This window comes from Kosakonia sp. HypNH10, from assembly GCF_029850615.1.
Lineage (GTDB): Bacteria > Pseudomonadota > Gammaproteobacteria > Enterobacterales > Enterobacteriaceae > Kosakonia > Kosakonia cowanii.
In genome coordinates this window covers 581,009-607,893 of the sequence record NZ_JAOTIU010000003.1, presented here as the reverse complement: position 1 = coordinate 607,893, position 26,885 = coordinate 581,009, and the positions used below count along the sequence as shown (strand labels likewise).

The window sequence follows — 26,885 nt, the reverse complement described above, 5'->3', positions numbered from 1 at the left end:
TGGCCGGAAAAATATGGGTTATAACCAATGGACACTACACGCAAGGAGCCTGTATGACCCCGTTTTTAAGCGCTTATCTGGACCGCATTGACTGGCATCACACGCCGGATGCCACCCTTGAAACCTTACGCGCCGTGCATCTGCACCATAACGCCGCGATCCCGTTCGAAAACATCGACGTGGTGTTGCCGCGTGAAATCGATCTCAGCGATGAGGCGATTTTCGCCAAGCTGGTGGTGGGCCGGCGCGGCGGCTACTGCTTTGAGCAGAATGGCCTTTTTGAGCGCGCGCTGCGCGAGATGGGGTTTGAGGTGCGCAGCCTGCTGGCGCGCGTGCTGCTCGCCAACCCGGAGCAGATGCCGCCGCGCACCCACCGCCTGCTGCTGGTGCAGCTTGACGGAGAGCCGTGGATCGCCGATGTCGGCTTCGGCGGCCAGAGCCTGACCGCGCCAATCCGCCTGCAAGAAGAGATTGAGCAGGCGACGCCGCACGGCCTTTATCGCCTGCTGCGCGCGGGTGAAAACTGGCAGTTGCAGTTCCGTCATCATGAGCACTGGCAGACGATGTATCAGTTTGAGATGGGGGAGCAGTACCAGGCGGATTACGTGCTGGGCAACTTCCACTCCGCGCACTGGCCGACCTCCCATTTTCGCCACCATCTGTTGATGTGCCGCCATCTGCCGGACGGTGGCAAAATGACCCTCACCAACTTCCACTTCACCCACTGGCAGCAGGGCAAAGTGGTGGAGGAGACGCATCTGCCCGATGTTGCCGCGTTGTATGAAACGCTACAGCACCGCTTCGGGCTGGGGGTGAGCGATGCGCAGTCGGGCTTTACCCTGCAACAGCTGCAAACCGTGATGGACGGCTTTGATCTGCAAAGCGGCAAGCGCTAGCAGAGCTCTTTCTCAATCATTCGTGTCAGATGGCGTTTGAAGGCCGCTTCATCGACATCTGGCATGCCGAGGATGCAAATCCCGTCCATGCCGCAGACCATCGCAATCAGCCGCCAGGCAATATCCGCCGCTGGATCGCGCAGAGTGAATTCACCCGCCGCTACGCCCTGTTCGATAATCCCGACGACTTTGACGTGCCACATCTCCATGGTCAGCAGATAGGCACCTTTGATTTCCGGATCTTTATTCGCCAGCAGCAGCGCTTCGCGCCACAGATGAATATAGGGCTCCAGCCCGCCTTCATCACTGCCGAGCATCGCGAACAGCTGCTCGCGCCACGGTGCGGTTTCCGGAACCAGCTCAACCTCCAGCAATTCATCGATCAGCCGGATAAAGGCCTGCGATTTGAGTTCGTTTGACGAGATGAAATGGTGGTGCACCTGGCCCGTTGCCACTCCGGCTTCACTGGCGATGCGGCGAACCGTCATGGCGGAAAAGCCCTCTGCCAGCGCGACACGCATGGCGGCTTGCAGGATAACTTCCCGGCGATCGTCCCGATTTAAATAGCTCATGAAATATTTTCCCCTTAAAACGTGCCGCGCAGTGTAACAAAAAGCTGGACATGTGTTCAACAATCCGTAGGATCGCATTTCTGGACAGGCGTCCAGAACGGATAAAAGAGGAAGAAGTTATGTTTCGTCAGTGGTTAACGTTGGTCATCATTGTGCTGGTTTATATTCCGGTGGCGATTGATGCGACGGTGCTGCATGTTGCCGCGCCGACGCTCAGCACCGCGCTAGATGCCAGCGGGAATGAGCTGCTCTGGATCATCGATATCTATTCGCTGGTGATGGCAGGGATGGTGCTGCCGATGGGCGCACTGGGCGATAAAATCGGCTTTAAGCGCCTGCTGCTGATTGGCAGCGGTTTGTTCGGCGGCGCGTCGCTGCTGGCGGCATTCGCCCCCACCGCAGGCTGGCTGATTGCCACCCGTGCGCTGCTCGCCGTGGGTGCGGCAATGATTGTTCCCGCCACGCTTGCCGGGATCCGCACCACCTTTTCTCAGGCGCACCATCGCAACACCGCGCTCGGCGTCTGGGCGGCGATTGGCTCCGGCGGCGCGGCATTTGGCCCGCTGATTGGCGGTATGCTGCTTGAGCACTTTTACTGGGGCTCGGTATTTCTCATCAACGTGCCGATTGTGCTGGTCGTGATGGCGCTTACCGCCCGGTATGTTCCGCGCCAGCAAGGGCGTGCCGATCAGCCGCTGCACCTCAACCAGGCGCTGGCGCTGATTGCCGCCATCTTGCTGCTGGTGTGGAGTGCGAAAACCGCCATGAAAGGGACGGTGCCGCTGTGGCTGGTCACCAGCACGCTGCTGATTGGTGGTCTGCTACTCACCGGTTTTGTGCGCATCCAGCTGGCGGCGAGCCGCCCGATGATCGACATGCGGCTCTTTACGCACCGCGTGATCCTCAGCGGCGCGCTGATGGCGATCATGGCCATGGTGACGCTGGTGGGCTTCGAGCTGCTGATGGCGCAGGAGCTGCAATTTGTACACGGCTTTACGCCTTTCGCCGCCGGGGTCTTTATGCTGCCGGTGATGATTGCCAGCGGCTTTAGTGGCCCGATTGCCGGGGTGCTGGTCTCAAAACTGGGGCTACGCTACGTGGCGGCAGGCGGGATGGCGCTCAGCGCAATTAGCTTCTTTGGGCTGTCGCTGACCAACTTCTCGACCCAGCCGGTGCAGGCGGCGGTGCTGATGGCGCTGCTCGGCTTTAGCGCCGCCAGCGCGCTGCTGGCCTCGACGGCGGCCATTATGGCCGCCGCGCCGAAGGAGAAAGCGGCAGCGGCAGGGGCGATTGAAACCATGTCCTACGAGCTGGGCGCGGGTCTCGGTATTGCGGTGTTCGGCCTGATTTTAAGCCGTACATTCTCCGCGACCATTAACCTGCCACAGCAGTTGAGCGCCGAAGCGGCGGCACAGGCGTCGTCATCCATCGGTGAAGCGTTCCGCCTGGCGCGCGAGTCCGATTCGGCGCTGGCCGAGGGTATTATTGCCGCAGCAAAAACGGCATTTACCCACTCGCACAGCGTCGCGCTCAGCACCGCCAGCATGCTGTTAGTGGTTCTGGCAATAGGGATGTGGTTTAGCCTCGCACGCGTTGAGAAAAGCTGATCCCTTCACCGCAACAGGGCGCACCGCCAGCAGTAAAAGAGCGGGGCGCCCATCCCTCTAATTCCTCGCAATAGATTCACCTTTTGTACCTGATACCTGACACGGATTGCGAAAACGTTGTCATCTTCCGGGCGGCCGGAACTCTCCTACCTCTTAGGAGGCACTAAAACGCAACGGCAGCGACTATTAGGTGTCAGGCTCCCGGCGTTATTGATTTACCGCAATTATTAAACCCCGCGAAATGTTTAGTTTTCCCGCCGCAAGCGAAGATTGATTATTGAGGAAAGCAATGAACGTCAACCGCAGACAGTTTTTTCGTATCTGCGCGGGCGGGATGGCAGGAACCACGGTCGCTGCTTTAGGGTTCGCCCCGAAGATGGCACTGGCTCAGACGCGAAATTATAAATTACTGCGCGCAAAAGAGACCCGAAACTCCTGTACATACTGTTCCGTGGGTTGTGGGCTATTAATGTATAGCCTCGGCGATGGCGCAAAGAACGCCAGAGAAGCGATTTACCATATCGAAGGGGATCCGGATCATCCGGTCAGCCGGGGCGCGCTCTGCCCGAAAGGGGCGGGGCTGCTCGATTATGTCCACAGTGAAAACCGCCTGCGTTACCCCGAATACCGCGCGCCTGGCTCGGATAAATGGCAGCGCATCAGCTGGGATGAAGCGTTTAACCGTATCGCTCGCCTGATGAAAGCGGATCGCGATGCGCACTTTGTCGTAACCAACGACGCCGGAGTGAAGGTTAACCGCTGGCTCTCCACCGGCATGCTGTGCGCCTCGGCGGCAAGCAATGAAACGGGCATGCTGACGCAAAAATTTGTGCGCTCTCTCGGCATGCTGGCGGTGGATAACCAGGCGCGCGTCTGACACGGACCAACGGTAGCAAGTCTTGCTCCAACATTTGGTCGCGGTGCGATGACCAACCACTGGGTTGATATCAAAAACGCCAACGTGGTGATGGTGATGGGCGGCAACGCCGCTGAAGCCCACCCGGTCGGTTTCCGCTGGGCGATGGAAGCCAAAAACAACAATGACGCAACGCTTATCGTTGTCGACCCGCGCTTTACGCGCACGGCGTCGGTGGCGGATATCTATGCGCCGATCCGCTCCGGAACGGATATTACTTTCCTCTCCGGCGTGCTGCGCTACCTGATTGAAAACAACAAGATCAACGCGGAATACGTCAGGCACTACACCAACGCCAGCCTGCTGGTGCGGGATGACTTTGCCTTCGAAGAGGGCTTGTTCAGCGGCTACGATGCTGAAAAACGGCAGTACGACAAAACGACGTGGAACTACCAGTTTGATGACAACGGCTATGCAAAACGCGATGAGACACTGACCCATCCGCGCTGTGTCTGGAACCTGCTCAAACAGCATGTCGATCGCTACACCCCGGAGACGGTGGAGAATATCTGCGGCACGCCGAAAGCGGACTTCCTGAAGGTGTGCGAGGTGCTCGCCTCGACCAGCGCCGTAGACAGAACCACGACGTTCCTCTACGCCCTGGGCTGGACGCAGCATACGGTCGGTGCGCAGAACATCCGCACCATGGCGATGATCCAGCTGCTGCTCGGCAATATGGGCATGGCTGGCGGCGGGGTTAACGCCCTGCGCGGCCACTCCAACATTCAGGGGCTGACGGATCTGGGTCTGCTCTCGACCAGCCTGCCGGGCTACCTGACGCTGCCGTCGGAAAAACAGACCGATCTGCAACAGTATCTTGCAGCAAATACGCCGAAAGCGATGCTGCCCGATCAGGTGAACTACTGGAGCAACTATCCGAAGTTCTTCGTCAGCCTGATGAAATCTTTCTATGGCGATGCGGCGCAAAAAGAGAACGACTGGGGCTTCGACTGGCTGCCGAAGTGGGATCAATCCTACGACGTCATCAAATATTTCAACATGATGGCGAAAGGTGAAGTGACCGGCTACATCTGCCAGGGCTTCAACCCGGTGGCCTCCTTCCCGGATAAGAACAAGGTTGTCAGCACCCTGAGCAAGCTGAAGTACATGGTGGTGATCGATCCGCTGGTCACCGAGACCTCCAGCTTCTGGCAGAACCACGGCGAGATGAACGACGTTGACCCGTCGGCCATTGCAACGGAAGTGTTCCGTCTGCCCTCCACCTGTTTTGCGGAGGAGGATGGTTCGATTGCCAACTCCGGGCGCTGGCTGCAGTGGCACTGGAAAGGGCAGGATGCGCCGGGCGAAGCGCTTAACGACGGTGAGATCCTGGCGGGTATTTACCACCGGATGCGCGAAATGTACCGCACGGAAGGCGGTAAAGGCGCGGAGCCGCTGCTGAATATGTCCTGGCACTACAGCCAGCCGCATAACCCGCACTCCGAAGAGGTGGCAAAAGAGAACAACGGCTACGCGCTGGAAGATCTCTATGACACCAACGGTCAACTTCTGGCGAAGAGAGGCCAGTTGCTGAACAGCTTTGCGCTGCTGCGTGATGATGGCTCCACCGCCTCGTCGTGCTGGATCTATGCGGGTAGCTGGACCGAGCAGGGCAACCAGATGGCAAACCGGGATAACGCCGATCCATCGGGGCTGGGCAACACGCTCGGCTGGGCCTGGGCGTGGCCGATGAACCGCCGGGTGCTCTATAACCGCGCGTCGGCGGATTTCCTGGGTAAACCCTGGGATGCGAAACGGATGCTGATCCAGTGGAACGGTACGAAGTGGGTCGGGAATGACATTCCGGACTACAACACCGCGCCGCCGGGAAGCAACACCGGGCCGTTTATCATGCAGCAGGAAGGGATGGGGCGTCTGTTTGCGCTCAATAAACTCGCCGAAGGGCCGTTCCCGGAACACTATGAACCGGTGGAAACGCCGCTCGGCACTAACCCGCTGCACCCGAACGTGGTCTCCAGCCCGGTGGTACGCATTTACGCAGAGGATGTGAAGCGTATGGGGAAAAAAGAGCACTTCCCTTATGTCGGCACTACCTATCGTCTGACGGAGCACTTCCACACCTGGACCAAGCACGCGCGGCTTAACGCCATTGCCCAGCCGGAGCAGTTTGTTGAAATCAGCGAAACGCTGGCCGCGGCAAAAGGCATCCGCAATGGCGATCGCGTTAAGGTCAGCAGCCAGCGCGGTTTTATTCGCGCGGTAGCGGTAGTGACAAGGCGTCTGCAAACCCTGCAGGTGCACGGTCAGCAGGTTGAGACCGTGGGCATTCCGCTGCACTGGGGCTTTGAAGGCGTAGCGCAGAAGGGGTATATCGCCAACACCCTGACGCCTAACGTCGGCGATGCGAACTCGCAAACGCCGGAATATAAAGCGTTTTTGGTTAATATCGAGAAGGCGTAAGGGCGCGACATTATGGCTATGGAAACTCAGGACATTATCAAACGCTCTGCGACCAACCCCGTCACGCCACCACCGAGGGCGCGTGACTATAAAGCGGAGGTCGCCAAGCTTATCGATGTCTCCACCTGTGTGGGCTGCAAAGCCTGCCAGGTGGCCTGCTCGGAGTGGAACGACATCCGCGACGAGGTGGGGCACTGCGTCGGGGTCTATGACAACCCCGCCGATCTCAGCGCCAAATCCTGGACGGTGATGCGCTTTAGCGAAACCGAGCAGAACGGCAAGCTGGAGTGGCTGATCCGCAAAGATGGCTGCATGCACTGCGCGGAGCCGGGCTGCCTGAAGGCGTGCCCCTCTGCTGGCGCAATCATTCAGTACGCGAACGGTATCGTCGACTTCCAGCAGGAGAACTGCATCGGCTGCGGCTACTGCATCGCCGGGTGTCCATTTAATGTCCCGCGCCTCAGTAAAGAGGATAACCGGGTCTATAAATGTACGCTCTGCGTCGATCGCGTCAGCGTCGGCCAGGAGCCCGCCTGCGTGAAGACCTGCCCGACTGGCGCTATTCATTTCGGCACCAAAAAGGAGATGCTGGAACTTGGCGAGCAGCGCGTTGAGAAGCTGAAAGCGCGCGGTTACAGCCATGCGGGTATCTATAATCCGCAGGGCGTGGGCGGCACCCATGTGATGTATGTGCTGCATCATGCCGATAAGCCAGCGCTCTATCACGAGCTGCCCAACGATCCGCATATCGACACGGCGGTTGGGCTGTGGAAAGGGGTATTGAAACCGCTGTCGGCGGCGGGCTTCCTTGCCACGTTCGCCGGGCTGATTTACCACTACATTGGCATTGGCCCCAATAAAGAGGTGGATGACGAAGAGGAAGATCATCATGAGTAAGTCGAAAATGATTGTGCGCACTAAATTTATTGATCGCGCCTGTCACTGGACGGTGGTGATCTGCTTCTTTCTGGTGGCGCTCTCCGGCATCTCCTTCTTCTTTCCGACGCTGCAGTGGCTGACGGAAACCTTCGGTACGCCACAGATGGGGCGCATCCTGCATCCCTTCTTCGGTGTGGTGATCTTCCTGGCGCTGATGTTTATGTTCGTGCGCTTTGTGCATCACAACATCCCGGACAAGAAAGACTGGCCGTGGGTAAAAAATATCGTTGAGGTACTGAAGGGCAACGAGCACAAAGTGGCGAAGGTCGGCAAATATAATGCCGGGCAGAAGATGATGTTCTGGACCATCATGAGCATGATGACCGTGCTGCTGGTTACCGGTGTGGTGATCTGGCGTCCATACTTTGCCCACTACTTTCCGATACAGGTCATTCGCTACAGCCTGCTGCTGCACGCGACCTCGGCGATTATTTTGATCCACGCCATTCTGATCCATATGTATATGGCTTTCTGGGTGAAAGGCTCGATCAAAGGCATGATCGAAGGCAAAGTGAGCCGCCGGTGGGCGATGAAGCACCATCCGCGCTGGTATCGCGACGTCGAACGTCTCGAAGCGAAAAAAGAGAGTACGGAAGGCATTAAGTAATGCGTTTACCGCTCCGGCATCGTGTCCGGAGCGGTTTTTTAGCTGCACCTTATGACGATTCATTCCTGTTTCGCTGCGTGCATCAATGCAATTAATCCCTCTTTTTCTTCCATCCATACGCATCATCTCCCTGGTTATGCGCTGCGAAAATTAGCAATCCGCCCCCCTGCAAACAACGTCCTTTCTTCAGATTTGTGCAGAAAATGCGAGGTCGCTTCCTGAATAAAGCAACGCCATGCAAACGGTGAAAATCTTTGCGAGGCATCTTCCAGAATCCTGCATTCCCTTTGGTTTTCCTGGTGACGACGCGCGCCGTTATGGTGATGATTGCGCCCGGCGAAGAGCGTGCCGGGCGCTTTACGTTATGGGTGTGACGCTGCGCTGCGCAATGCCAGCTTCCTCTGCAACAGCGGCACCAGCAGAGGAAAAAGAAGGGCACTGAGGGCGCAAACTATCAGTAACGGTTGCAGAGCGTCGAGGGTCAGTGCCCGGGCGGAGAGCAGCCACGAAGAGAGTGAAAATGCGGCGGTTGTGGCGAGGTGCATTAGCGCCGTTTGCAAGGAGCTAAATCCTGCGCGTTGTGCATTATCCGGGAACTGCAGGGTGAGCACCGATGAGGAGACGAGGCGGCTATAGGCAGCCGCAAGAAACAGCACCATAAAAAGCCAGGGATTAGCGTAGTGCAGCGCCGGAATAAGCAGGCTGGCGACGAACAGGGCGCTGGAGGTCAGCGCCAGCGTCAGGGCGGTATAGCGTTGCGTGAGCAGACCGGTAAACCGGGTCGCGAGATACCCGGCGAAGCCACCGGCAAAAAAGAGCCAGGCAAGCTCTGTGACCGTTGCGCCAAGCAGTTGCAACAGCGGCACCAGCAGAGGAATGAGCAGCATCGGGCTGAACTGCACCAGCGCATTGCCGGAGGCGAAGAGCAGCGTCTGCGCATCAAGGGTGATCTTCTGCCGTGAGCCTGAGCAGACTTGTTGGGCGGGAATGACGCACACAATCAGCACCAGCGCCACAAGGCAGCAGGCGCTGATTGAGAGCAGTGAGGTTTTCCATCCCCAGCGGGAGCAGATAAACAGCACCGCTGGCATACCGACAATGCTGATCATGGAAAACGCGGCGATCACCGTCGACACCATCTTGCCGCGTAGCTGTGCTGGCGCGGCGTTGATCAGCAGGCTGGTTGCCACCCCCATAGTCGTGCCGCCGACCAGCCCGGCAAAAAAGCGCAGCGCCAGCAGCACGCCAAAGTGGGTAGTGAGAGTCGTCATGGCAGTCAGCATGCACAGTAGCGCCATATTGCTTAGTAAAAAACGCTTCTGATTGATTGCGCCGATGAAGTAGAACGCGATCACTCCAGAGAACATCGCTGCGAACGTGTAGGCGGCAGAGACATAGCCGGAGAAGGCGAGTGGCACTGCAAACGCCGGGGCCATAAAGGCGAATATTGGGTTGAAGGCCATATATTCCAGCGCGTTAGCGAACTGGATAAAGGAGACAACGAGGGCGAGGGTGCCAAGTGTACGAGATGCGTTTTGTTGTGACATAAGCAACGAGTTAAACCTGTAAAAAAGAGGAGCAGGCACTCTAATACCTGGCGGTTTTGAGAATAAGCCGGTAAAAATGACCATCATTGTTATCAAAAGTGGGATAAACATGCGGACAGGGCTGGATTTCACCGCGCTTAAGATTTTCTGTGCGGTGGTAGATAAAGGGAGTTTTGTGGCGGCGGCGAAGGCGCTGACCATGCCGACATCGAATGTCAGCCGGGCGGTTGCCCGGCTTGAAGAGATGCTCAATGTGCAACTTATCGAGCGTACAACGCGGCACCGGAAACTGACACCCTCCGGGCAACTTCTCTATACGCGCTCAAAGCCGCTGCTTGAGTCGCTGGAGCAGACGGAGGCGGAGTTGATGTCGCGGCAGGTGCAGCTCAAAGGGCCGCTGCGCATTTGCATTCCGAGCGAGATGGGACCGGCGCTGCTCGGCGATCTGCTGGCGGATTTCGCCTGCCGTTACCCGGAACTGGAGATAAGCTGCATAACCAATTTATCCGGCTTCGAATCCCTGCGCGAAGAGGTGGATGTCGCCGTTATCGTCACCCGTGGCGATCTGGATGACAGCGACTACATTGCCCGGCCTCTGGCGACCTTTCCCTGCATCATTGTGGCTGCGCCTGCGTTAATTGAGTGCTACGGCATGCCGGTTTCCGTCCGCCAGTTTGAAACCTTACCCTGCATTACCACCGTCAGTGCGCTGAACGGCGCGGCCTGGCAATTTGTCGATGCCGTGGGTAAGCATGAGGTGGTCAATGTGAAAGGGCATTACCGAGTCAACAGTGGTGAGATGGCCTTTAAAGCCGCGCTGGCGGGAGTGGGATTTGCCATCCTGTCAAAACAGGCCTGCCAGCAGCCGATTAACGAGGGGCGTCTGGTGGAGATCGCCTTCCCGCAGGCCGCAGCGCCGCTGCGTCTGGTTGCGATCTACTCCAGCCGTCGCTATCTGCCGGTCAAAACGCGGGCGTTGATTGATTTTTTGCAGCAGGGGCTGCAAAGCCCCGTTGATTAAGCAGGGGCAGAAAAACTGTATTCATGGATTAAAACGTCAGTGGGCAGGTTTCAACTGGTCTGCCTTACGCGAATGGTCAATAATGCCCGTCGCAAACTTTTAACAAGTGGTTAGTGGTATGAAAAAAACGGTTTTTTCGTTGGCACTTGCGACCTTTGGTCTTGGGATGGCTGAGTTCGGTATTATGGGCGTGTTGACCGAACTTGCGAATAACGTCGGGATCTCCATTCCGTCGGCGGGGCATATGATCTCCGCCTATGCTGCGGGTGTGGTGATTGGCGCACCGATCATGGCGATGTTCTCCAACCGCTTCTCGCTGAAAAATGTGCTGCTCTTTCTGGTGGCGCTCTGCTTTGTCGGCAATACGATTTTCACCTTCTCCAGCGCGTACCCGATGCTGGTGATTGGCCGGCTGATCTCTGGCTTTCCACATGGCGCTATCTTTGGCGTCGGTGCCATTATCCTCTCGAAAATCGCGCCGCCGGGGAAAGTGACGATGGCGGTGGCCGGGATGATCGCCGGGATGACCGTCGCTAACCTGATTGGTATTCCACTCGGCACGTGGATCGGTCATCTCTTTAGCTGGCGCTACACCTTTGTGCTGATCTCGCTCTTTTTCGTGCTGGTGCTGGTGTCGGTCATTTTCTGGGTGCCGAGCCTGTATGACACTGCGCCGACCCGCCTGAGCGAACAGTTTCACTTTCTGAAGAAACCGGAGCCGTGGCTCATCTTTGCCGCCACCATGTTCGGCAATGCCGGGGTGTTTGCCTGGTTCAGCTACGTGAAGCCCTTTATGGTGAGCGTCTCCGGCTTTTCACAAAACGCCATGACGCTGATTATGATGCTGATGGGTCTGGGGATGGTGCTGGGGAACATGTTCAGCGGCAGAGTATCGGCGAGATTCAGCCCGATACGCATCGCGGCAGCGACCGAACTGGTGATCATGCTGGCAATGGTGGCGCTGTTTTTCCTCGGTGACAGCAAAGCGGGGGCGCTCTCGTTGGGCTTCATCTGCTGCGCCGGGCTGTTTGCGCTCTCTGCGCCGCTGCAAATCATGCTGCTGCAAAATGCGAAGGGGGGCGAAATGCTGGGTGCCGCAGGTGGGCAGATGGCGTTTAATTTCGGTAACGCGGTAGGAGCATGGTTTGGCGGGCTGATTATCGCTTTTGGCTTTACCTATAACTATCTGGCGCTGCCGGCGGCGGTGCTGACCTTCGCCGCGCTGACCTCGCTGCTGATTTATAACCGTCGTATCACCAGACATCAGGCAGAAGTGGTGACGGTGTAACGCAATGCCGATGTGAGGGGTTGAGGCTCGGTGATGAAATGCCGGATGGCGGCTCCGCCTTATCCGGCCTACGGGTGCCGGTTTGGGGGGAGGTGCGGTGATAAATGCCGGATGGCGGCTTTGCCTTATCCGGCCTACGGGGCCGGTTTGGGGGAGGTGCGGTGATGAAATGCCGGATGGCGGCTCTGCCTTATCCGGCCTACGGGGCCGGTTTGGGGGGGAGGTGCGGTGATAAATGCCGGATGGCGGCTTTGCCTTATCCGGCCTACGGGAGATGAAAGATTGCATGGTTCCGTAGGTCGGATAAGCGCAGCGCCATCCGACATTTGTTTACCGGCTACGCAGATTAATGGCGTAAATCGATCACCATACGGCCACGGATCTGGCCCTGTTCCATTTCTTTAAAGATGGCGTTGATATCTTCCAGCGGGCGCAGCGCCACTTTCGGCACCACTTTCCCTTCGGCGGCGAACTGGAATGCTTCGGTAAGATCCTGACGGGTGCCGACCAGCGAACCCACCACCTGAATGCCGTCCAGCACCAGACGCGGAATATCGAGGCTCATCGCTTCCGGCGGCAGGCCGACGGCGACCACACGTCCACCGGCGCGCACGGCGTCGACCGCCGAGTTAAAGGCCGCTTTCGCCACGGCGGTAACCACGGCCGCATGCGCGCCGCCGGTTTTCTCCTGCACCACTTTCGCCGCATCTTCGTTGCGCGAATTGATGGTCAGATCGGCACCCATGCTGGCGGCGAGCTTAAGCTGCTCGTCATTCACATCAATGGCGATCACTTTGGCATTGAAGACATTTTTCGCATACTGCAACGCCAGGTTGCCGAGGCCGCCCAGACCATAAATCGCGATCCACTGGCCCGGTTTAATCTGCGACACTTTTACCGCTTTATAGGTTGTCACACCCGCGCAGGTGATGCTGCTGGCTTCCGCGGAACCAAGGCCGTCCGGCACTTTTACCGCGTAATCCGCTACCACAATGCACTCCTGCGCCATACCGCCATCGGCGGTATAACCGGCGTTCACCACTTCACGGCACAGGGTTTCATTGCCGCTATTGCAATATTCGCAGTGGCCGCAGCCCTGGAAAAACCACGCAACAGAGGCGCGATCGCCCGGTTTCAGCGAGGTGACGCCTTCGGCGATCTCGGTGACGATGCCAATCCCTTCATGACCGAGGATCACCCCGGTTTTGTCGCCAAAATCACCGTTTTTGACATGCAGATCGGTGTGGCATACGCCGCAACACTCCATTTTCAGCAGCGCTTCGCCATGTTTAAGCGGGCGCAGCGTCTTCTCTGCAATAGCGACCTGGTGATCCTGAGTAACAACGGCAGCTTTCATCTTTATCTCCTTGCTGGCAAAAGTACGGTGAAGCGCTATCGCCTCATCCCTCAATACCCCTTAAGAGTTAATGGTTTAGCAAAGGGATTCAATAGCCTGGCAACAGAATGACATACTTTGCCGCCATTACCCTTATATCAGGTAGGGTAAATGGTTAGTAATCAGTCGGTTAACGTGGTTACAAAACGTGCTGCATAGATGTGTTGAATGTGTAGTGAATATGCAAAAAAAGGCACCTTACGGTGCCTTTGAAGGAGAGATAAAACGTCTACAGCAGTAAGCGAAGACGCGCAATCTCGTCGCGCCACTGCGCCTGCAACTGCGGTTTTTGATGCCTCTCTTTGCGCGCCAGATCCTCCTCCAGCCGCGTTTCCAGATCGATTAGCCGCTCCAGCAGAGCGTCATCATCATCTGGTGCCGCAGCGCCGAGGGATTGCGCGTCAACCGCCGCAACCGGCGAGCCAGCGCGTTCACGCAGACGCCCAAACACCGCGTCGGCATCATGCCACTCGCTCAGTTCGCCATCTTCCACCAGCCAGAATCGGTTACAGCTCTGGCTGATTAGCTGCCGGTCGTGGCTCACCAGCAGCACGCCGCCGCTGAACTGCGTTAACGCCAGCGCCAGCGCCTCTTTGCCCGCCATATCAAGATGGTTGGTCGGCTCATCGAGCATCAGCAGGTTAAAGCGCGCCAGCGACAGCCCGACAAAGAGCAGCCGCGAGCGCTCGCCGCCGCTGAGTGTTGCCACGCGCTGGCCATGGCGAGGAAAGGCAAAACCGGCGCTGATCAAGGCCATTTTCCTGTCATCTGGCGCCGGGGCGAAAGGCTCCAGCGCGTCGAACAGGGTCGACTCGTCCGGCAACTGGTGCAGGCTCTGATCGTAATATCCGGCATGCAGCCGCGGATGCAGGCGCAGGGCGTCATGTTCCGGCTGGTGGTAAACCTGCCAGATAAGCCTCAGCAGGGAGGATTTCCCGCAGCCGTTGCGCCCAAGCACTGCCACCCGATCGCCGCTTTTCAGGCGGGCAAGCGGGATGCGGAACAGCGCAGGCAGCCCCGGCGCGGGGGAGACCGCCAGGTTCTCCATCTCCAGCAAGCGGTCAGCCGCTAAGGGTTCGCCATGCAGCGCCAGCCGCCACTGGCTACCGTCGGTCAGCGCCGTCTGGCTCGCTTTCAGGCGATCCACCTGGCGTGCCATCTGTTTTGCTTTACGCGCCAGGTCCTCGTTGTCGTAGACGCGACCCCATGTTGCCAGCCGTTTGGCGCTGGCGGTCACGCGGTCAATCTCCTTCTGCTCCGCTTTGTGGCGCAGGGCATCGCTCTCATCCCGCTCCTCAAGCGATTTTCGTGCCAGAGTGCAGGGTAAGGCGAAACCGTGCAGCGTGTGGTCGCGCAGGATCCAGGTGCCGTTGGTGACGGCATCCAGCAGCGCGGCGTCATGAGAGACCATCACAAAACTGCCGGACCAGCTTTGCAGAAACTGCTCCAGCCACAGCAGAGTGGGCAGATCGAGGTGGTTGCCCGGCTCATCCAGTAACAGCAGGTCGGGTTCGCGGATCAGCGCCCGCGCCAGCAGCAGGCGGGTATGTTGTCCGCCGCTCAGCGTCGCCGCCGTTAAGGTAATCTCCTGCTCGTTCAGCCCCATGGTGGCGAGCAGCGTTTCTGCGCGCCAGCGCTGAGTGTCCCGTTCAGCAGAGGGGAGCTGCGCCAGCACCGCATCAAGCAGCGTCATCGCCAGCAATTCATCGGGCAGATGTTGCTCCACGCGCGCCAGCAGGCAGTGATGCGCCTGTGTCACCGTACCGGAAAGGGGGGAGATTGTGCCATCAAGCACCTTCAGCAGGGTACTTTTGCCGCAGCCATTGTCGCCAATAAGCCCAAGGCGATCGCCTTTTTTCAGGGTAAAGGAGAGGTCGGAAAACAGCGGACCGAAGGCGGTCTCAACACGGATTGATTGTGCAGATAGTAGTGTGCTCATTGCTTACTCAAGAGTTACAGGCGTGAAAACGCCTCGTCAAACATCGCTGACGACAACCCGGTAAGCCCGAGGGAAGGGAGAGTTATGCTTCGCTCAAGCAGAGGTTATCGCAGCACGATACCGGTAACGCTTGAGCTGGCGCGATCGCCAAATGCATGTGAATAGTCAAACAATTCACAATACAGCATAGGTAGCCTCCTTTTTTATATTCAGTAAGTTGATGGGTAAAAAGGAGTTTAGCGAGGAGGTGAATGATTTACCAGCAATAAAAAACCCGGAGCAGCGTGCTCCGGGTTGCGGGGAGAGTCAGATCGAGGTACGGCGATAGTTGCGGTACTGCGGCTCCCAGAAGTTGTCATCAATGGCCTGCTTCAGCGCTTCAGGGGAGGTTTTCACCGCCACGCCTTGCTGCTGCGCCATTTTGCCGACGGCAAAGGCAATCGCGCGCGACACCACCTGAATATCCTTCAGCTCCGGCAGCACCAGCCCTTCGCCGTTAAGCAGCAGCGGCGAGTACTCGGCCAGCGTCTCACTTGCCGCCATCAGCATATCGTCAGTGATACGCGACGCGCCGGAGGAGATCACACCAAGGCCAATGCCCGGGAAGATATAGGCGTTGTTGCACTGGGCAATCGGGAAGACTTTATCCTGCCACTGCACCGGGGCAAACGGGCTGCCGGTGGCAACCAGCGCCATGCCGTTGGTCCAGCTGATAATGTCCTGCGGCGTCGCTTCCACACGCGAGGTCGGGTTAGAGAGCGGCATTACGATCGGGCGCGGGCAGTGTTTATGCATCTCACGGATGATCTCCTCCGTGAACAGCCCGGTCTGGCCGGAGACGCCAATCAGGATATCCGGCTTCACGTTGCGCACCACATCAAGCAGGGAGATCGCTTCGTTCTGCACGTTGATATCCCAGTTTTGCAGGTTCTCGCGCTTCTGGACTAATCCGGTCTGGAACGGCAGCAGGTTCGGCATGCCGTCGGTCAGCAGACCAAAACGGTCGACCATAAAGACTTTCTGGCGGGCAGCCTCTTCGCTGAGGCCTTCACGCTGGGTCTGAGCGATGATCTGCTCGGCGATACCGCAGCCAGCGGAACCGGCCCCGAGGAAGACAATTTTCTGATCGCTGAGCTGGCTGCCCGCCGCGCGGCTGGCGGCAATCAGTGTCCCGACGGTGACTGCCGCCGTGCCCTGAATGTCATCGTTAAAGGAGCAGATCTCATCCCGGTAGCGGTTCAGCAGCGGCATGGCGTTTTTCTGGGCGAAATCTTCGAACTGCAACAGCACGTCCGGCCAGCGCTGTTTCACCGCCTGGATGAACTCATCCACAAAGGCATAATACTCATCGCCGGTAATGCGCGGATGGCGGGAGCCCATATAGAGCGGATCGTTGAGTAACTGCTGGTTGTTGGTGCCGACATCCAGCACCACCGGCAGGGTGTAAGCCGGGCTGATGCCGCCGCAGGAGGTGTAGAGCGACAGCTTACCGATGGGAATGCCCATCCCGCCAATGCCCTGGTCGCCAAGGCCGAGGATGCGCTCGCCGTCGGTGACCACAATCACTTTGATATTGTGGTTCGGCACGTTTTGCAGGATGTCATCCATGCTGCCGCGGTTTTGCCAGGAGATGAACACACCGCGCGCGCGGCGGTAGATATCTGAGAAGCGTTCGCACGCCCAGCCGACCGTCGGGGTGTAGATCACCGGCATCATCTCTTCGAGATGATTTTCGACGAGGCGGTAGAAGAGGGTTTCGTTGGTGTCCTGAATGTTACGCAGGTAAATGTGTTTATCGATATCGGTCTTGAAGCCCTGATACTGCAACCAGGCGCGCTCGGCTTGCTCTTCAATGGTTTCCACCACTTCCGGCAGCAGGCCCAGCAGGTTGAAACTGCTGCGCTCTTCAACGCTGAAGGCGCTACCTTTGTTCAGCAGGGGAAACTCGAGCAATACGGGTCCTGCGTAGGGGATATACAGTGACCGATTCTTATTATGTTTGGCATTCATCTAACAGCTCCTTGAGAAACGAACGCGCGCACGGGGGGTGAGGTCGCACGCGGGTACAGCGGCGGGCGCAATTATAAAGCATTGAATGAGCAAATACTTCCCGATTGACCTATTCGTTGATTGAATTTTTATCAACTTTCCTGGTAAGCGGCGTATGGGGAGCTGAAATGTCATGCTGGGGGCATAAAACAGAAGAGGGAGTCGTGCGAAGCAAACCTGGGATAAACACCACCCCGCAGGGTGGTGTGGGAGTGGGTCTTAACCCGCGCGGCGATGACGGCCGGAGCGGTGGGAGACAACGGTCTCCTCGTTGTTGTCTTTGGTGACAACCTTACGGGTGTTCGACACTTTGTAATCCAGTCCCATAAGATGACGTGCCTGACGGTTCGATTTCATGCTTACTCCTTAATCCAGTTGCGTGTTTCAAGGACAAGCCCGGTAAATGGCCGGGCGAAATACAATCACATCATTGCAAAGTATGTTTCCATACCGAAAGATTATCCTCGGCTATCGTTGCGTAAATCTCAACCCTGGCAGGCACTTTTAAGAACAGTCTCGCTGACCTGTGCGCCGCATCACGCTTTTGGCCCGAGTAACAGCGTCAGCGGACCACCGAGACGCCTGTTTTGCAGTGGTCGCAGGCTGGCCAGCCGCGTGCGTAAATCGTTATCGCAGGTTGAGATCTGGCACCAGGCCTCAAGCCAGGCGAGATTCGTCGGCTGCTGCAAGAAGGCCATATCCTGTCCGGCACCACTTCTGTCGGTGAAGGGCTGCGGGTTATCCAGCCCGGCAATTACCTGCGTGGCAAGCCGCTGTAACGCAGCCTTATTCTCCTGATGCATATCGACGCCATTGGCGCGGGCGAAAAGGGCGATCATCACCAGCGGTTGCAGAGCGTAGTTATGGTAGGCCAGCGCGCGCTGGCGGCGACGCAGTTCATTAGGCAGGAAACCGTCGGCATCAATCTGCTGCATGGCAGTGCGGTAGATCGCCAGTGACTGGTCAAAGAGATCCTGCCGCCCGGTTGCCACCGAGGTAGCCATTAATGCCCAGGCCGCCCAGTAGCTGTGGTTATTCACCTTGCTAAGCGGCAAACCCCGCCACTCGCTGGCGGTTAACTCCCCCATTTCGCCCAGCCAGCGGGTGATGTTTTGCGTCTGCGCGGGCCAGGCGTTCAGCGGATGGCTCGCTGAAAATTGCAGCTGTATCCAGTTTGATGAGAAGGTTGCCAGCGCCCATTTGCGCATCGATTTGCCGGTGTGGTTTTGCGCCTCGCCAAGCAGCGCCCCGGCCGTTGCCCAGCGATTGAGCGCGGTGACAACACAGGAAACATCGCGGGCATCGCCGCTACGGTGCCAGGCCGTGATTTGCGCGCTGACAAATTTTTCCATATCCGCGATGGCACGGGTTTGCTGGTGGAACGCCGCTTCCGCCTGCGGATTAATCGTGGCGCGGGCGCTGTCTGAGCCTTCATATTTACTGCGAAAGTCGAGCGCGCCGGTAAAAGGCGGCGGCGCGTCGGGGCAGGAGACGGTTTTAGCCAGCGCGTGCGTTGCCGGAGGCTGCGTAAAGCCTGCGGGCGGGACAAGAGGGGCGGCCATCGTTGCCGCGGTAAAGAGGATAAAGATCAGCCCTGCGCGCAGAAACACCATGCTACGTTCTCCTTCCGCTACTGGAAGGGGGACTATAGCATGGTCGTTTGTTTTTCAGCTGCCGCCAAAAACGTGCACCGCACGGTGCAGGCGGGCAGCGCGCGCAGAGAGGTTTTCCGCCGCCTGGGTGACATGGTCAACCATGCCGCTGTTGTTTTGCGTCATGCCGCCCACGCGGGAGACCGAGTCGTTAATCAGCGCCAGCGCCAGCGTCTGTTCATGGGTGGCGGTACCGATCTCTTTAATCATCGTCGACATGGTAACGACATTGTCGATCATCGCCGTCAGGTGGCTCTCCGTGCTGGCGACCATTCCGACACCGCTTTTGACATTAGCCACGTTGTGTTCAATCAGCGTCTGGATCTGCCGCGCCGCTGAGGCGGAGTGCTGGGCCAGGTTACGCACCTCGGCGGCCACCACGGCAAACCCGCGACCCGCCTCACCGGCGCGCGCGGCCTCCACCGCAGCGTTGAGAGCGAGGATATTGGTCTGGAAAGCAATGCTGTCGATGACGCCGATAATGTCGACGATCTTGCTGTTATCTGCCGAGACCGCCTGCATCGTCGCGATGGCCTGTTTCGTTGCCTCTCCGCTCTTCACGGCGCTGGCGCTGGTTTCGTCCGCCCGGCTCATGGCCGCCGCCGCCGTTTCCGCCGTCTGTTTCACCGCGCTGGCAATCTCCTCTACCGCTGCCGCCGTCTGGTGCAGGTCGGCGGAGGTTTCTGCCGTGCGGCTGTGCAGTGCGTCGCCTTCGCGGGCGATCTGCTCGCTAACTTCGCGAATACCCGCAATTTGCGCCGAGACATCGCCGACCAGCGAATTGAGGTTAAGCCCGGACTGATTAACCAGGCGCATCAGAAGCCCAATTTCATCGACGCGATTAAAGTGCTGGTAATCGGCTTTGCGCCCGGAAACGACGCGCTGCATTTGCGCGAGTACAATTTTCAGCGGTCGGGAAAATTGCTGCTGCAAAAAGATCGTGAGGAGGGCGAAAATAATTAACACCGCTGCGGATTTTTCTACGGCATTAAAATAGATGAATTGCAATGCCACTAACAGAGCAGCAGAGGGGATGATGCTGAAATAAATGCGTCCGGCCGCGCCGATGCGCTGAAATAAAGATAAAAATGAAAGTAAACCGCGGCGAACCAGTAATCCTTTATAAAATTTATAACCTTTAATTTTATTTTCATTAACACGCTGATAAAGCGCCGCGCTGGCATCAATCTCCTCGCGTGCCGGAATATTACGCACCGAAATATAGCCGGTTAATTTTCCGTGCTGGTAGACCGGCGTGACGTTGGCGCGCACCCAGTAGTGATCGCCATTTTGACGGCGGTTCTTGACGATCCCGGTCCAGCTGTCGCCTTGCTGCAGGGTAAACCACATATCGCCGAAGGCGGCGGGCGGCATGTCCGGATGGCGAATAATATTGTGTGGCTGACCCTTCAGCTGCTCTTCCGTAAAACCGCTGGCCTCAATAAAAGCCGTATTGGCATAAGTAATATGGCTCTGCGTATCGGTCGTCGACAATAATGTCGAGCCTTCGTTAAGCAAATATTCATTTTGTGTAACGGGTGTGTTGATTTTCATAATGATCCCACGCTGGATCGCGCCAGTTATTGTCGCAAGCGCAAATAGCATTTTCATTTTTCTTACGGGAATACCGTTATTGTTTTTACTCCGTCATTTTCCATGAAGTTATGCGACACGAAAAGCGGTTGGGTTAATTATTTTTTAAGTGGCGCTTAACGAGTGATGATCATAATTGTTATTATTTTGAAAAATAAAAATGCGCTGCGAAATATCAGCTAGCATTAAGTAAACCCTTAAGCCAAATTGATAGCTGGCGATGTAGGGAGGGGACAAAAAAACGCAGCGGCGAAAAGGAGGTCTTAACATTGGGCTGCGAAGGGGGCGTGAAGGAATGTGTACCATAAAGTCACTTTAATCTGCGATCACGCTAACAGATTGGCCTCTGTTCAGCCAACGGGATGGGCAGACTATTGCTAGACTCCCGCGATGGCATCATCCATTCGGGTTCTTTGTGGGCATTTTGAGGGTAGCATCGCGTGTTAGCGACTTTGATATACCGTAGCCGACTGAATCGGGCATTAATCCCCTCTCAACTGACTGCTATTGTCGAGCGAGCAAACCAAAGCAACGCAACGTTGCAGGTGACGGGTATCTTATTGTTCGACGGCGAGTACTTTTTGCAGGTTCTTGAAGGACCGCTGGAGTCGGTTAACAGCGTTTTTGAGCGCATCAACAACGATATTCGCCACGGTAATATCGTCGAACTGCTGCGGGACTTTGCGCCGCGCCGCCGCTTTGTCGATCGCGGTATGGTGCTGTTTGATCTGCGAACGGTGCAACCTGCGGCGGTGTTACGCGCCGTCCTGCGCTTTGGCATGGTGCGCTACAACCAGGCGAGCAGCGATCGGGCCTACAAATTTATCCGCAATTTTATCTCTTCTGCCAATAACAACGGCGGGGTGCGCAATACTTCGCCCGACGAGTGGCGCTTTACCCGCAAAGCCTCGCCGTTTAGCCAGGAGACGCTGCCCATGCTCGAAGGGCAGCCCTGTCAGTTTGCCTTTCAGCCGATTATCGAACCACTGCGCGGCAAAATCTCCTCGCTGGAAGCGCTGATCCGCGGGCCGGACGGCGGCAGCCCGCAGGACTATTTCGCGACCATTGCACCGGAGAAACTGCACGAAGCGGACCTCGCCTCCAAAGCGTGGGCGCTGGCAATGGCGCGTCGTATTGGCATCGGCAATCACAAAATCGCCCTTAACCTGCTGCCGATGTCGCTGGTCAAGATCCCGGGCGCGGTGGATATGCTCCTTGGGCACATTGCGAGTAATAAGCTCAGCCCCGGGCAGATTATTGTCGAAGTGACGGAAGATGAGGTGATCTCCAGCTATGACGAGTTCACCTGGGCGATCCGCCAGCTGCGTGCAGCGGGGATTGGCCTGGCGATTGATGACTTCGGTTCTGGGTTCGCCGGCCTGTCGCTGCTGGCGAAGTTTCAGCCCGATAAGCTGAAAATCGACCGCACTATCGTTACCGATATTCATCTTCATGGCCCGAAACAGGCGATTGTTAAAGCCATTCTCGAGTGCTGCGCCGAGCTGCAAATTAGCGTTGTCGCGGAAGGGGTGGAGAAGGTGGAAGAGTGGTGCTGGCTTGAAGCCGTCGGCGTCGAGCGTTTTCAGGGCTTCTTGTTTGCCCGCCCGATGTTAAATGGTGTCCCGGCGATTAACTGGCCTGAGCGCATTCCTGTTAACAAGAAACCCTCATAGCACGAAACGCTTAACCGGTTTGGCTTATGGATCATCGTGCTTCTATGCTTAACGTATCGACAGTGGATGTGACAAAAGGAGCGTGGATGAAATTTAGAAAGCAGCTCGCACGGAAACTGGCTCTCGAATCTTCGCTGGGGCGCAGTATCACCTTTTTTATCGTGGCATTGCTGCTGGCCGGAGTGGCGACAACCACATGGACACTGACACGCTCCTGGGAGCGCGCGGTCGAGGATATCGAGCGTGATGCGGTTAACCTGTCGATCTCACAGGCGCGGCAAGCGGAAGATACCTTTCTTCAGGCGGAGCTGGTGCTGCGCGACATTCGCCGTAATCTGCCGGTCGAGAACGTTGACCAGATCAATGCACCACAGTTTGATATCTATCTCGCCGATCTGAAATCCCGCCTGCCGCAACTGCATGGCCTGATGGTCTATGACGCTCAGGGCAATATGAAATCGACGTCGTTTGGCAAAATCCCGGTGATGTCGAACAACAGCGACCGCGAATATTTCATCTATCACCGCCGTAATGGTCACGGTAGCGTCCACATTGGTCATGTGATCCGTAGCCGCACAACCGGCGATTTAGTGATCCCGGTGTCGTTACGCATCAGCGACAAAGCGGGCGGCTTTGAAGGCATCCTGCTGGCGACGGTGAGAATCGACTATTTCCGCCATTTTTACGCTTATTTTGAGCTGGGTAATCGCGACATGCTGGCGCTGCTGAATATTGACGGCACCGCGCTCTATGTGCGCCCCTATGGTGACGAGATCATCAACCGCAATCTCTCTGCCAGCCCGCTATTTACCCGGGAGCTGGCGCGAAAAGATCGCGGTAACGGTACCTGGGTCTCCGCGCTCGATCACGTTGAACGCACCTACGGCTTTGCCCGGCTTGAACGATATCCGCTGGTGGTTGCTGCCGGTTATGACAGACCGGCGCTGTGGAACAGATGGTTGCAGGAGAGCCTGCCGGATCTGGTGCTTAACGGCATGCTGCTGCTCGGCACTCTGTTGATGGGGTCGATTATTTTTCGCCAGGTGCGGCTCAACGTGCGAAATCAGACCGAGCTTGCGGTGCTGCGTGATGAGCTGACCAGTATCAACCATACGCTGCAACTGATGGCGCTGGCCGATGGCCTGACCGGGCTTGCGAACCGTCGCCAGTTCGATCTCTTTTTAAATAAAAGCCTGAAGGCCTCTGCGCTGACGCAAAAACCGGTGGCGCTGATCATGATCGATATTGACTACTTCAAGCGCTATAACGATTTTTACGGCCATGTTGCCGGGGATAACTGTCTGCGGATGGTGGGCGAGATCCTGCAAAAGCTGAAACTCAGGCCGAATGATTTGATTGCCCGTTACGGTGGCGAGGAGTTCGCGATTGTTCTGCCGGATACCGGGCCTGAAGCGGCGCTGTTTGTTGCCCGTCAGGCGGTGACCGCGGTGCGCAATGCGCAGATCCCGCACGTTAAGACCAGCGCGCAGCAGAGCATTGTCACCATCAGCGCCGGGTGTTATAGCCTGGTTGCCGACCAAAATTATGATGACGCCATTCGCCTGAAAGAGGGGGCGGATAAGGCGCTCTACCAGGCGAAAATCGACGGGCGCGACCGGGCGCTGTCCGCTTCCTGATATAAGTCCTTGCCGGGTGGCGCTGCGCTTACCCGGCCTACAGCTTCCAAATCCAATACCTGCATCATCATCGACTACCCTTAATGTTTCTAATGAAGCTGCAAGGAGAGAGCACGATGAGCATGAAAACCAGCGATTTCTTCGTTCAGCGCCTGAAAGAGTGGGGCGTTACACGCATTTATGGTTACCCGGGAGATGGCATCAACGGCGTGCTCGGGGCTATTCAGCGCGCGAATAAATCCGGCGACGGCATTGAGTTTATCCAGGTTCGCCATGAAGAGATGGCGGCTTTTATGGCTGTGGGTCATGCCAAATTTACCGGCGAACTGGGTGTCTGTCTCTCAACCGGCGGCCCGGGGGCGACGCATATGCTGACCGGCCTCTACGACGCGAAGATGGATCACGCCCCGGTGCTGGCGATTGCCGGCCAGGCAGAGACCACCGCGCGCGGGGCGAGCTATCAGCAGGAGATGAACCTCGATCGGGTCTTCTCTGATGTCGCCAACTTTGTCCAGGAGGCGGCAACGCCTGCCCAGGTGCGTCATCTGGTGGATCGCGGTGTGCGCGTGGCGATGGCGCAGAATGGCGTCGGGGTAGTCATTATCCCGAAAGATGTGCAGGATGAACCCTGGCAGGCTCCGCAACACGCTCACGGCTTTACCCACTCTGGTTCGGGCTATCAGCGCCCGCGCGTTATTCCTCATCAGGTCGATCTGCAGCGCGCCGCTGACGTGCTGAATGCCGGTAAAAAAGTGGCGATCCTGATTGGTGCTGGCGCGCGCAATGCGGCGGTGGAAGTGGTGCAGGCGGCGAATGTGCTGGGTGCCGGCGTGGCGAAAGCGCTGCTCGGTAAAGATGTCCTTCCCGACGATGCGCCGTTTGTTACCGGCTCGATTGGCCTGCTCGGCACCGAACCTTCCTGGAAACTGATGCAGGAGTGCGACACGCTGCTGATGATCGGTAGCGGTTTCCCGTGGACCGAATTTTTGCCGGCGGAAGGCAGCGCCCGCGCCGTGCAGATTGATATCGACCCGGCGATGCTGGGGCTGCGTTATCCCTGCGAAGTTAATCTTCACGGCGACTCAGCAGAGACGTTACGCGCCTTGCTGCCGCTGCTGGAGCAGAAAACCGACCGCAGCTGGCAGGAGTCGATTGCTAAAAATGTGCAGAGCTGGTGGGAGCTGATGGAGCAGCGCGCGATGGCACCGGCAAACCCGGTCAACCCGCAGCGCGTGGTGTGGGAGATGTCGCCGCTGCTGCCGGATGACGCGATAGTCACTTCCGATTCCGGCTCGTGCGCCAACTGGTTTGCCCGCGATTACCGCGTTAAGCAGGGGCAGCGCGCGTCGCTCTCCGGCGGGCTGGCCTGTATGGGGGCGGCGGTGCCGTATGCAATTGCAGCGAAATTTGCCGCGCCGGAGAAGGTAGTTGTCGCGCTGGTGGGCGATGGGGCAATGCAGATGAACAATATGGCAGAGCTGATCACCATTCAGAAGTACTGGCAGCAGTGGGCGAATCCGCGGCTGGTGATTTGCGTCTTCAATAACCAGGATCTTAACCAGGTAACCTGGGAGCAGCGGGTAATGGAGGGTAATCCACGCTTTGAAGCAACCCAGCAGCTGCCGGATGTGCGTTATGCCGAGTTTGCGCAATCGCTGGGGTTGGGCGGGATTTTTGTTGATAACCCGGATGCGCTCTCAACCGCCTGGCAGCAGGCGTTGCAGTCCGACCGCCCGGTGGTGCTGGAGGTGAAGACGGACCCGGAAGTGGCACCGTTGCCGCCGCATATTACCTTTAAGCAAGCGAAAGCCTTTATGGCCTCGATGGCGAAAGGGGATCGCGGCGCGGTGCAGGTGATTAGCGATACCGCCAGTCAGTTGTTCCATAAGAAGTAACGAGAAAGCCCGGTGACAATGATGTCGCCGGGCTTTTGTCAGATTGCTATCCGGCAAGCAGTGCCTGATGACGGCTTCGCCTTATCAGGCCTACGGGGATCGCAGTCCCAGGCCGGGTAAGCGCAGCGCCACCCGGCAGAATGCCTGATGGCGACTCCGTCTTATCAGGCCTACGGGGATCGCAATTGTAGGCCGGGTAAGCGCAGCGCCACCCGGCAAGAAATGCCTGATGGCGGCTACGCCTTATCAGGCCTACGGGGAGTTGCAGTTGTAGGCCGGGTAAGCGCAGCGCCACCCGGCAAGCAATGCCTGATGGCGACTTCGTCTTATCAGGCCTACGGAGTGTGTAACTCAAATCTTCTGCAAGAACGCCAGCAGATCGTTGTTAAGCTGATCCTGATGGGTAACGGCAAAGCCGTGCGGACCATTGTCGTAAACCTTCAGTTCGGCGCCGGGGATCATCTCGGCTGAGAGCTTACCGGTCGCTTCGAACGGCACCACCTGGTCATTGCTGCCATGAATCACCAGCGTCGGCACATCCACTTTTTTAATGTCTTCGCGGAAGTCGGTTTCTGAGAACGCGGTGACGCAATCAATTGTCCCTTTCAGCGACGCCAGCAGGGCGATATTCAGGGTCTGCGTCAGTACGCCATCAGAGACCTTCTGCCCGGCGTTAAGCCCATAAAATGGGGTAGCGAAATCACTGATAAACTGCGCGCGATCTTTACGCAGACCCGCTTTGATCTCATCAAACACGCTTTTGTCGACGCCTTCTGGATGGTCGTCCGTTTTGCCAAAAATAGGGGTGACGGCGCCCAATAGCGCCAGGCCTGCCACGCGCGAGGTGCCATAACGGCCAATGTAGCGCGCCACATCGCCGCCGCCCATGGAGAAGCCGACCAGCGTGACATCGTGCAGATCCAGCGCGGTGATCAGATCGTTGATGTCGGAGGCAAAAGTATCGTAGTCATAGCCGTTCCACGGCTGCTCAGAACGGCCAAAGCCGCGACGGTCAAAGGCGATAACCCGGTAACCTCGCTCGGCAAGGAAGTTGAGCTGGCTGTCCCACATATCACCATCGAGCGGCCAGCCGTGGCTGAACAGCACCGGTTTACCTGAACCCCAATCTTTGTAGTAGATCTGCGTTCCATCTTGCGTTTTGATAGTACTCATTGCCTTACCTCATTGTTGAGTGGTGACACATTCTTGCTGGTTATTCATTAATGTTCGTATCGCG

Annotated in this window: 19 protein-coding genes; 10 read left to right on the top strand and 9 right to left on the bottom strand. The window is 57.4% G+C overall.

Annotated features, from left to right (window positions below; genetic code table 11):
- Positions 1-53: 53 nt before the first annotated feature.
- Complete coding sequence (locus N7V53_RS12215) at positions 54-896, top strand: arylamine N-acetyltransferase (protein ID WP_279793534.1); 843 nt, start codon at positions 54-56, stop codon at positions 894-896.
- On the opposite strand, the gene N7V53_RS12210 is transcribed toward N7V53_RS12215, so the two are convergent.
- On the bottom strand, positions 893-1,468 hold the full coding sequence (locus tag N7V53_RS12210) for a TetR family transcriptional regulator (protein WP_279793533.1): 576 nt from the start codon (positions 1,466-1,468) through the stop codon (positions 893-895). The genes N7V53_RS12215 and N7V53_RS12210 overlap by 4 nt on opposite strands.
- Positions 1,469-1,587: 119 nt before the next feature.
- Between N7V53_RS12210 and N7V53_RS12205 the strand changes: the two genes are divergently transcribed.
- The 4 genes from N7V53_RS12205 (at position 1,588) to fdnI (ending at position 7,958) form a co-directional block, all read left to right on the top strand.
- The gene (locus N7V53_RS12205) at positions 1,588-3,075 is read left to right on the top strand and encodes a SmvA family efflux MFS transporter (protein WP_279793532.1); all 1,488 of its coding nucleotides are present in this window, start codon (positions 1,588-1,590) and stop codon (positions 3,073-3,075) included.
- Positions 3,076-3,364: 289 nt separating this feature from the next.
- Entirely contained in the window at positions 3,365-6,412 is a 3,048-nt protein-coding gene (gene fdnG, locus N7V53_RS12200; protein ID WP_279793531.1) for a formate dehydrogenase-N subunit alpha, read from the top strand.
- Positions 6,413-6,424: 12 nt separating this feature from the next.
- Positions 6,425-7,309, top strand: coding sequence for a formate dehydrogenase subunit beta (gene fdxH, locus N7V53_RS12195; protein WP_279793530.1), 885 nt, complete (start codon positions 6,425-6,427; stop codon positions 7,307-7,309).
- Entirely contained in the window at positions 7,302-7,958 is a 657-nt protein-coding gene (gene fdnI, locus N7V53_RS12190) for a formate dehydrogenase-N subunit gamma (RefSeq protein ID WP_094419853.1), read from the top strand. Before fdxH ends, fdnI begins: the two co-directional genes overlap by 8 nt.
- Before the next feature lie 362 nt (positions 7,959-8,320).
- Here the strand turns inward: fdnI and N7V53_RS12185 are convergent, their stop codons facing one another.
- On the bottom strand, positions 8,321-9,505 hold the full coding sequence (locus N7V53_RS12185; RefSeq protein WP_279793529.1) for an MFS transporter: 1,185 nt from the start codon (positions 9,503-9,505) through the stop codon (positions 8,321-8,323).
- A 109-nt stretch (positions 9,506-9,614) separates the two neighbouring features.
- Here N7V53_RS12185 and N7V53_RS12180 point away from each other — a divergent pair, with 109 nt between their 5' ends.
- Both N7V53_RS12180 and araJ read left to right on the top strand, forming a co-directional pair.
- Positions 9,615-10,526, top strand: a complete 912-nt coding sequence (locus N7V53_RS12180) for a LysR family transcriptional regulator (protein WP_279793528.1) — start codon at positions 9,615-9,617, stop codon at positions 10,524-10,526.
- 118 nt (positions 10,527-10,644) lie between these two features.
- Entirely contained in the window at positions 10,645-11,814 is a 1,170-nt protein-coding gene (gene araJ, locus N7V53_RS12175; protein WP_124968357.1) for an MFS transporter AraJ, read from the top strand.
- Between the two features lie 346 nt (positions 11,815-12,160).
- On the opposite strand, the gene adhP is transcribed toward araJ, so the two are convergent.
- From adhP to N7V53_RS12145, 6 genes are all read right to left on the bottom strand, one after another.
- Positions 12,161-13,171 carry an alcohol dehydrogenase AdhP gene (gene adhP / locus N7V53_RS12170; protein ID WP_023478595.1) on the bottom strand — a complete coding sequence of 337 codons (1,011 nt, stop codon included), beginning with the start codon at positions 13,169-13,171 and terminating at the stop codon, positions 12,161-12,163.
- Positions 13,172-13,439: 268 nt separating this feature from the next.
- A complete protein-coding gene (locus N7V53_RS12165) occupies positions 13,440-15,149 on the bottom strand; it encodes an ABC-F family ATP-binding cassette domain-containing protein (RefSeq protein ID WP_279793527.1) in 1,710 nt (569 codons plus the stop codon).
- Between the two features lie 306 nt (positions 15,150-15,455).
- The gene (locus N7V53_RS12160) at positions 15,456-17,159 is read right to left on the bottom strand and encodes an NAD-dependent malic enzyme (RefSeq protein ID WP_023478914.1); all 1,704 of its coding nucleotides are present in this window, start codon (positions 17,157-17,159) and stop codon (positions 15,456-15,458) included.
- Positions 17,160-17,417: 258 nt separating this feature from the next.
- Positions 17,418-17,555, bottom strand: coding sequence for a stationary-phase-induced ribosome-associated protein (sra, locus tag N7V53_RS12155; RefSeq protein WP_023478646.1), 138 nt, complete (start codon positions 17,553-17,555; stop codon positions 17,418-17,420).
- 179 nt (positions 17,556-17,734) lie between these two features.
- Entirely contained in the window at positions 17,735-18,811 is a 1,077-nt protein-coding gene (locus N7V53_RS12150) for a mannuronate-specific alginate lyase (RefSeq protein ID WP_279793526.1), read from the bottom strand.
- 54 nt (positions 18,812-18,865) lie between these two features.
- Positions 18,866-20,404 (bottom strand): PAS domain-containing methyl-accepting chemotaxis protein, encoded by a 1,539-nt coding sequence (locus tag N7V53_RS12145; RefSeq protein ID WP_279793525.1) that lies wholly within the window; start codon positions 20,402-20,404, stop codon positions 18,866-18,868.
- A 479-nt stretch (positions 20,405-20,883) separates the two neighbouring features.
- On the opposite strand from N7V53_RS12145, the gene N7V53_RS12140 reads away from it, so the two are divergent.
- The 3 genes from N7V53_RS12140 (at position 20,884) to N7V53_RS12130 (ending at position 25,648) form a co-directional block, all read left to right on the top strand.
- Positions 20,884-22,116 (top strand): diguanylate phosphodiesterase, encoded by a 1,233-nt coding sequence (locus tag N7V53_RS12140; RefSeq protein WP_279793524.1) that lies wholly within the window; start codon positions 20,884-20,886, stop codon positions 22,114-22,116.
- 86 nt (positions 22,117-22,202) lie between these two features.
- Positions 22,203-23,753, top strand: a complete 1,551-nt coding sequence (locus tag N7V53_RS12135) for a sensor domain-containing diguanylate cyclase (protein WP_279793523.1) — start codon at positions 22,203-22,205, stop codon at positions 23,751-23,753.
- Between the two features lie 116 nt (positions 23,754-23,869).
- Positions 23,870-25,648, top strand: a complete 1,779-nt coding sequence (locus tag N7V53_RS12130; protein WP_076769835.1) for a thiamine pyrophosphate-requiring protein — start codon at positions 23,870-23,872, stop codon at positions 25,646-25,648.
- A gap of 351 nt (positions 25,649-25,999) precedes the next feature.
- Here the strand turns inward: N7V53_RS12130 and N7V53_RS12125 are convergent, their stop codons facing one another.
- Complete coding sequence (locus N7V53_RS12125) at positions 26,000-26,821, bottom strand: alpha/beta hydrolase (protein ID WP_023478895.1); 822 nt, start codon at positions 26,819-26,821, stop codon at positions 26,000-26,002.
- Positions 26,822-26,885: the final 64 nt, after the last annotated feature.

Excerpts from the sequence above, each read along its gene's own strand:
- N7V53_RS12215 (WP_279793534.1), top strand. The coding sequence starts at position 54 with ATGACCCCGTTTTTAAGCGCTTATCTGGACCGCATTGACTGGCATCAC.
- N7V53_RS12210 (WP_279793533.1), bottom strand. The coding sequence starts at position 1,468 with ATGAGCTATTTAAATCGGGACGATCGCCGGGAAGTTATCCTGCAAGCC.
- N7V53_RS12205 (WP_279793532.1), top strand. The coding sequence starts at position 1,588 with ATGTTTCGTCAGTGGTTAACGTTGGTCATCATTGTGCTGGTTTATATT.
- fdxH (WP_279793530.1), top strand. The coding sequence starts at position 6,425 with ATGGCTATGGAAACTCAGGACATTATCAAACGCTCTGCGACCAACCCC.
- fdnI (WP_094419853.1), top strand. The coding sequence starts at position 7,302 with ATGAGTAAGTCGAAAATGATTGTGCGCACTAAATTTATTGATCGCGCC.
- N7V53_RS12185 (WP_279793529.1), bottom strand. The coding sequence starts at position 9,505 with ATGTCACAACAAAACGCATCTCGTACACTTGGCACCCTCGCCCTCGTT.
- N7V53_RS12180 (WP_279793528.1), top strand. The coding sequence starts at position 9,615 with ATGCGGACAGGGCTGGATTTCACCGCGCTTAAGATTTTCTGTGCGGTG.
- araJ (WP_124968357.1), top strand. The coding sequence starts at position 10,645 with ATGAAAAAAACGGTTTTTTCGTTGGCACTTGCGACCTTTGGTCTTGGG.
- adhP (WP_023478595.1), bottom strand. The coding sequence starts at position 13,171 with ATGAAAGCTGCCGTTGTTACTCAGGATCACCAGGTCGCTATTGCAGAG.
- N7V53_RS12165 (WP_279793527.1), bottom strand. The coding sequence starts at position 15,149 with ATGAGCACACTACTATCTGCACAATCAATCCGTGTTGAGACCGCCTTC.
- N7V53_RS12160 (WP_023478914.1), bottom strand. The coding sequence starts at position 17,159 with ATGAATGCCAAACATAATAAGAATCGGTCACTGTATATCCCCTACGCA.
- sra (WP_023478646.1), bottom strand. The coding sequence starts at position 17,555 with ATGAAATCGAACCGTCAGGCACGTCATCTTATGGGACTGGATTACAAA.
- N7V53_RS12150 (WP_279793526.1), bottom strand. The coding sequence starts at position 18,811 with ATGGTGTTTCTGCGCGCAGGGCTGATCTTTATCCTCTTTACCGCGGCA.
- N7V53_RS12145 (WP_279793525.1), bottom strand. The coding sequence starts at position 20,404 with ATGAAAATCAACACACCCGTTACACAAAATGAATATTTGCTTAACGAA.
- N7V53_RS12135 (WP_279793523.1), top strand. The coding sequence starts at position 22,203 with ATGAAATTTAGAAAGCAGCTCGCACGGAAACTGGCTCTCGAATCTTCG.
- N7V53_RS12130 (WP_076769835.1), top strand. The coding sequence starts at position 23,870 with ATGAGCATGAAAACCAGCGATTTCTTCGTTCAGCGCCTGAAAGAGTGG.
- N7V53_RS12125 (WP_023478895.1), bottom strand. The coding sequence starts at position 26,821 with ATGAGTACTATCAAAACGCAAGATGGAACGCAGATCTACTACAAAGAT.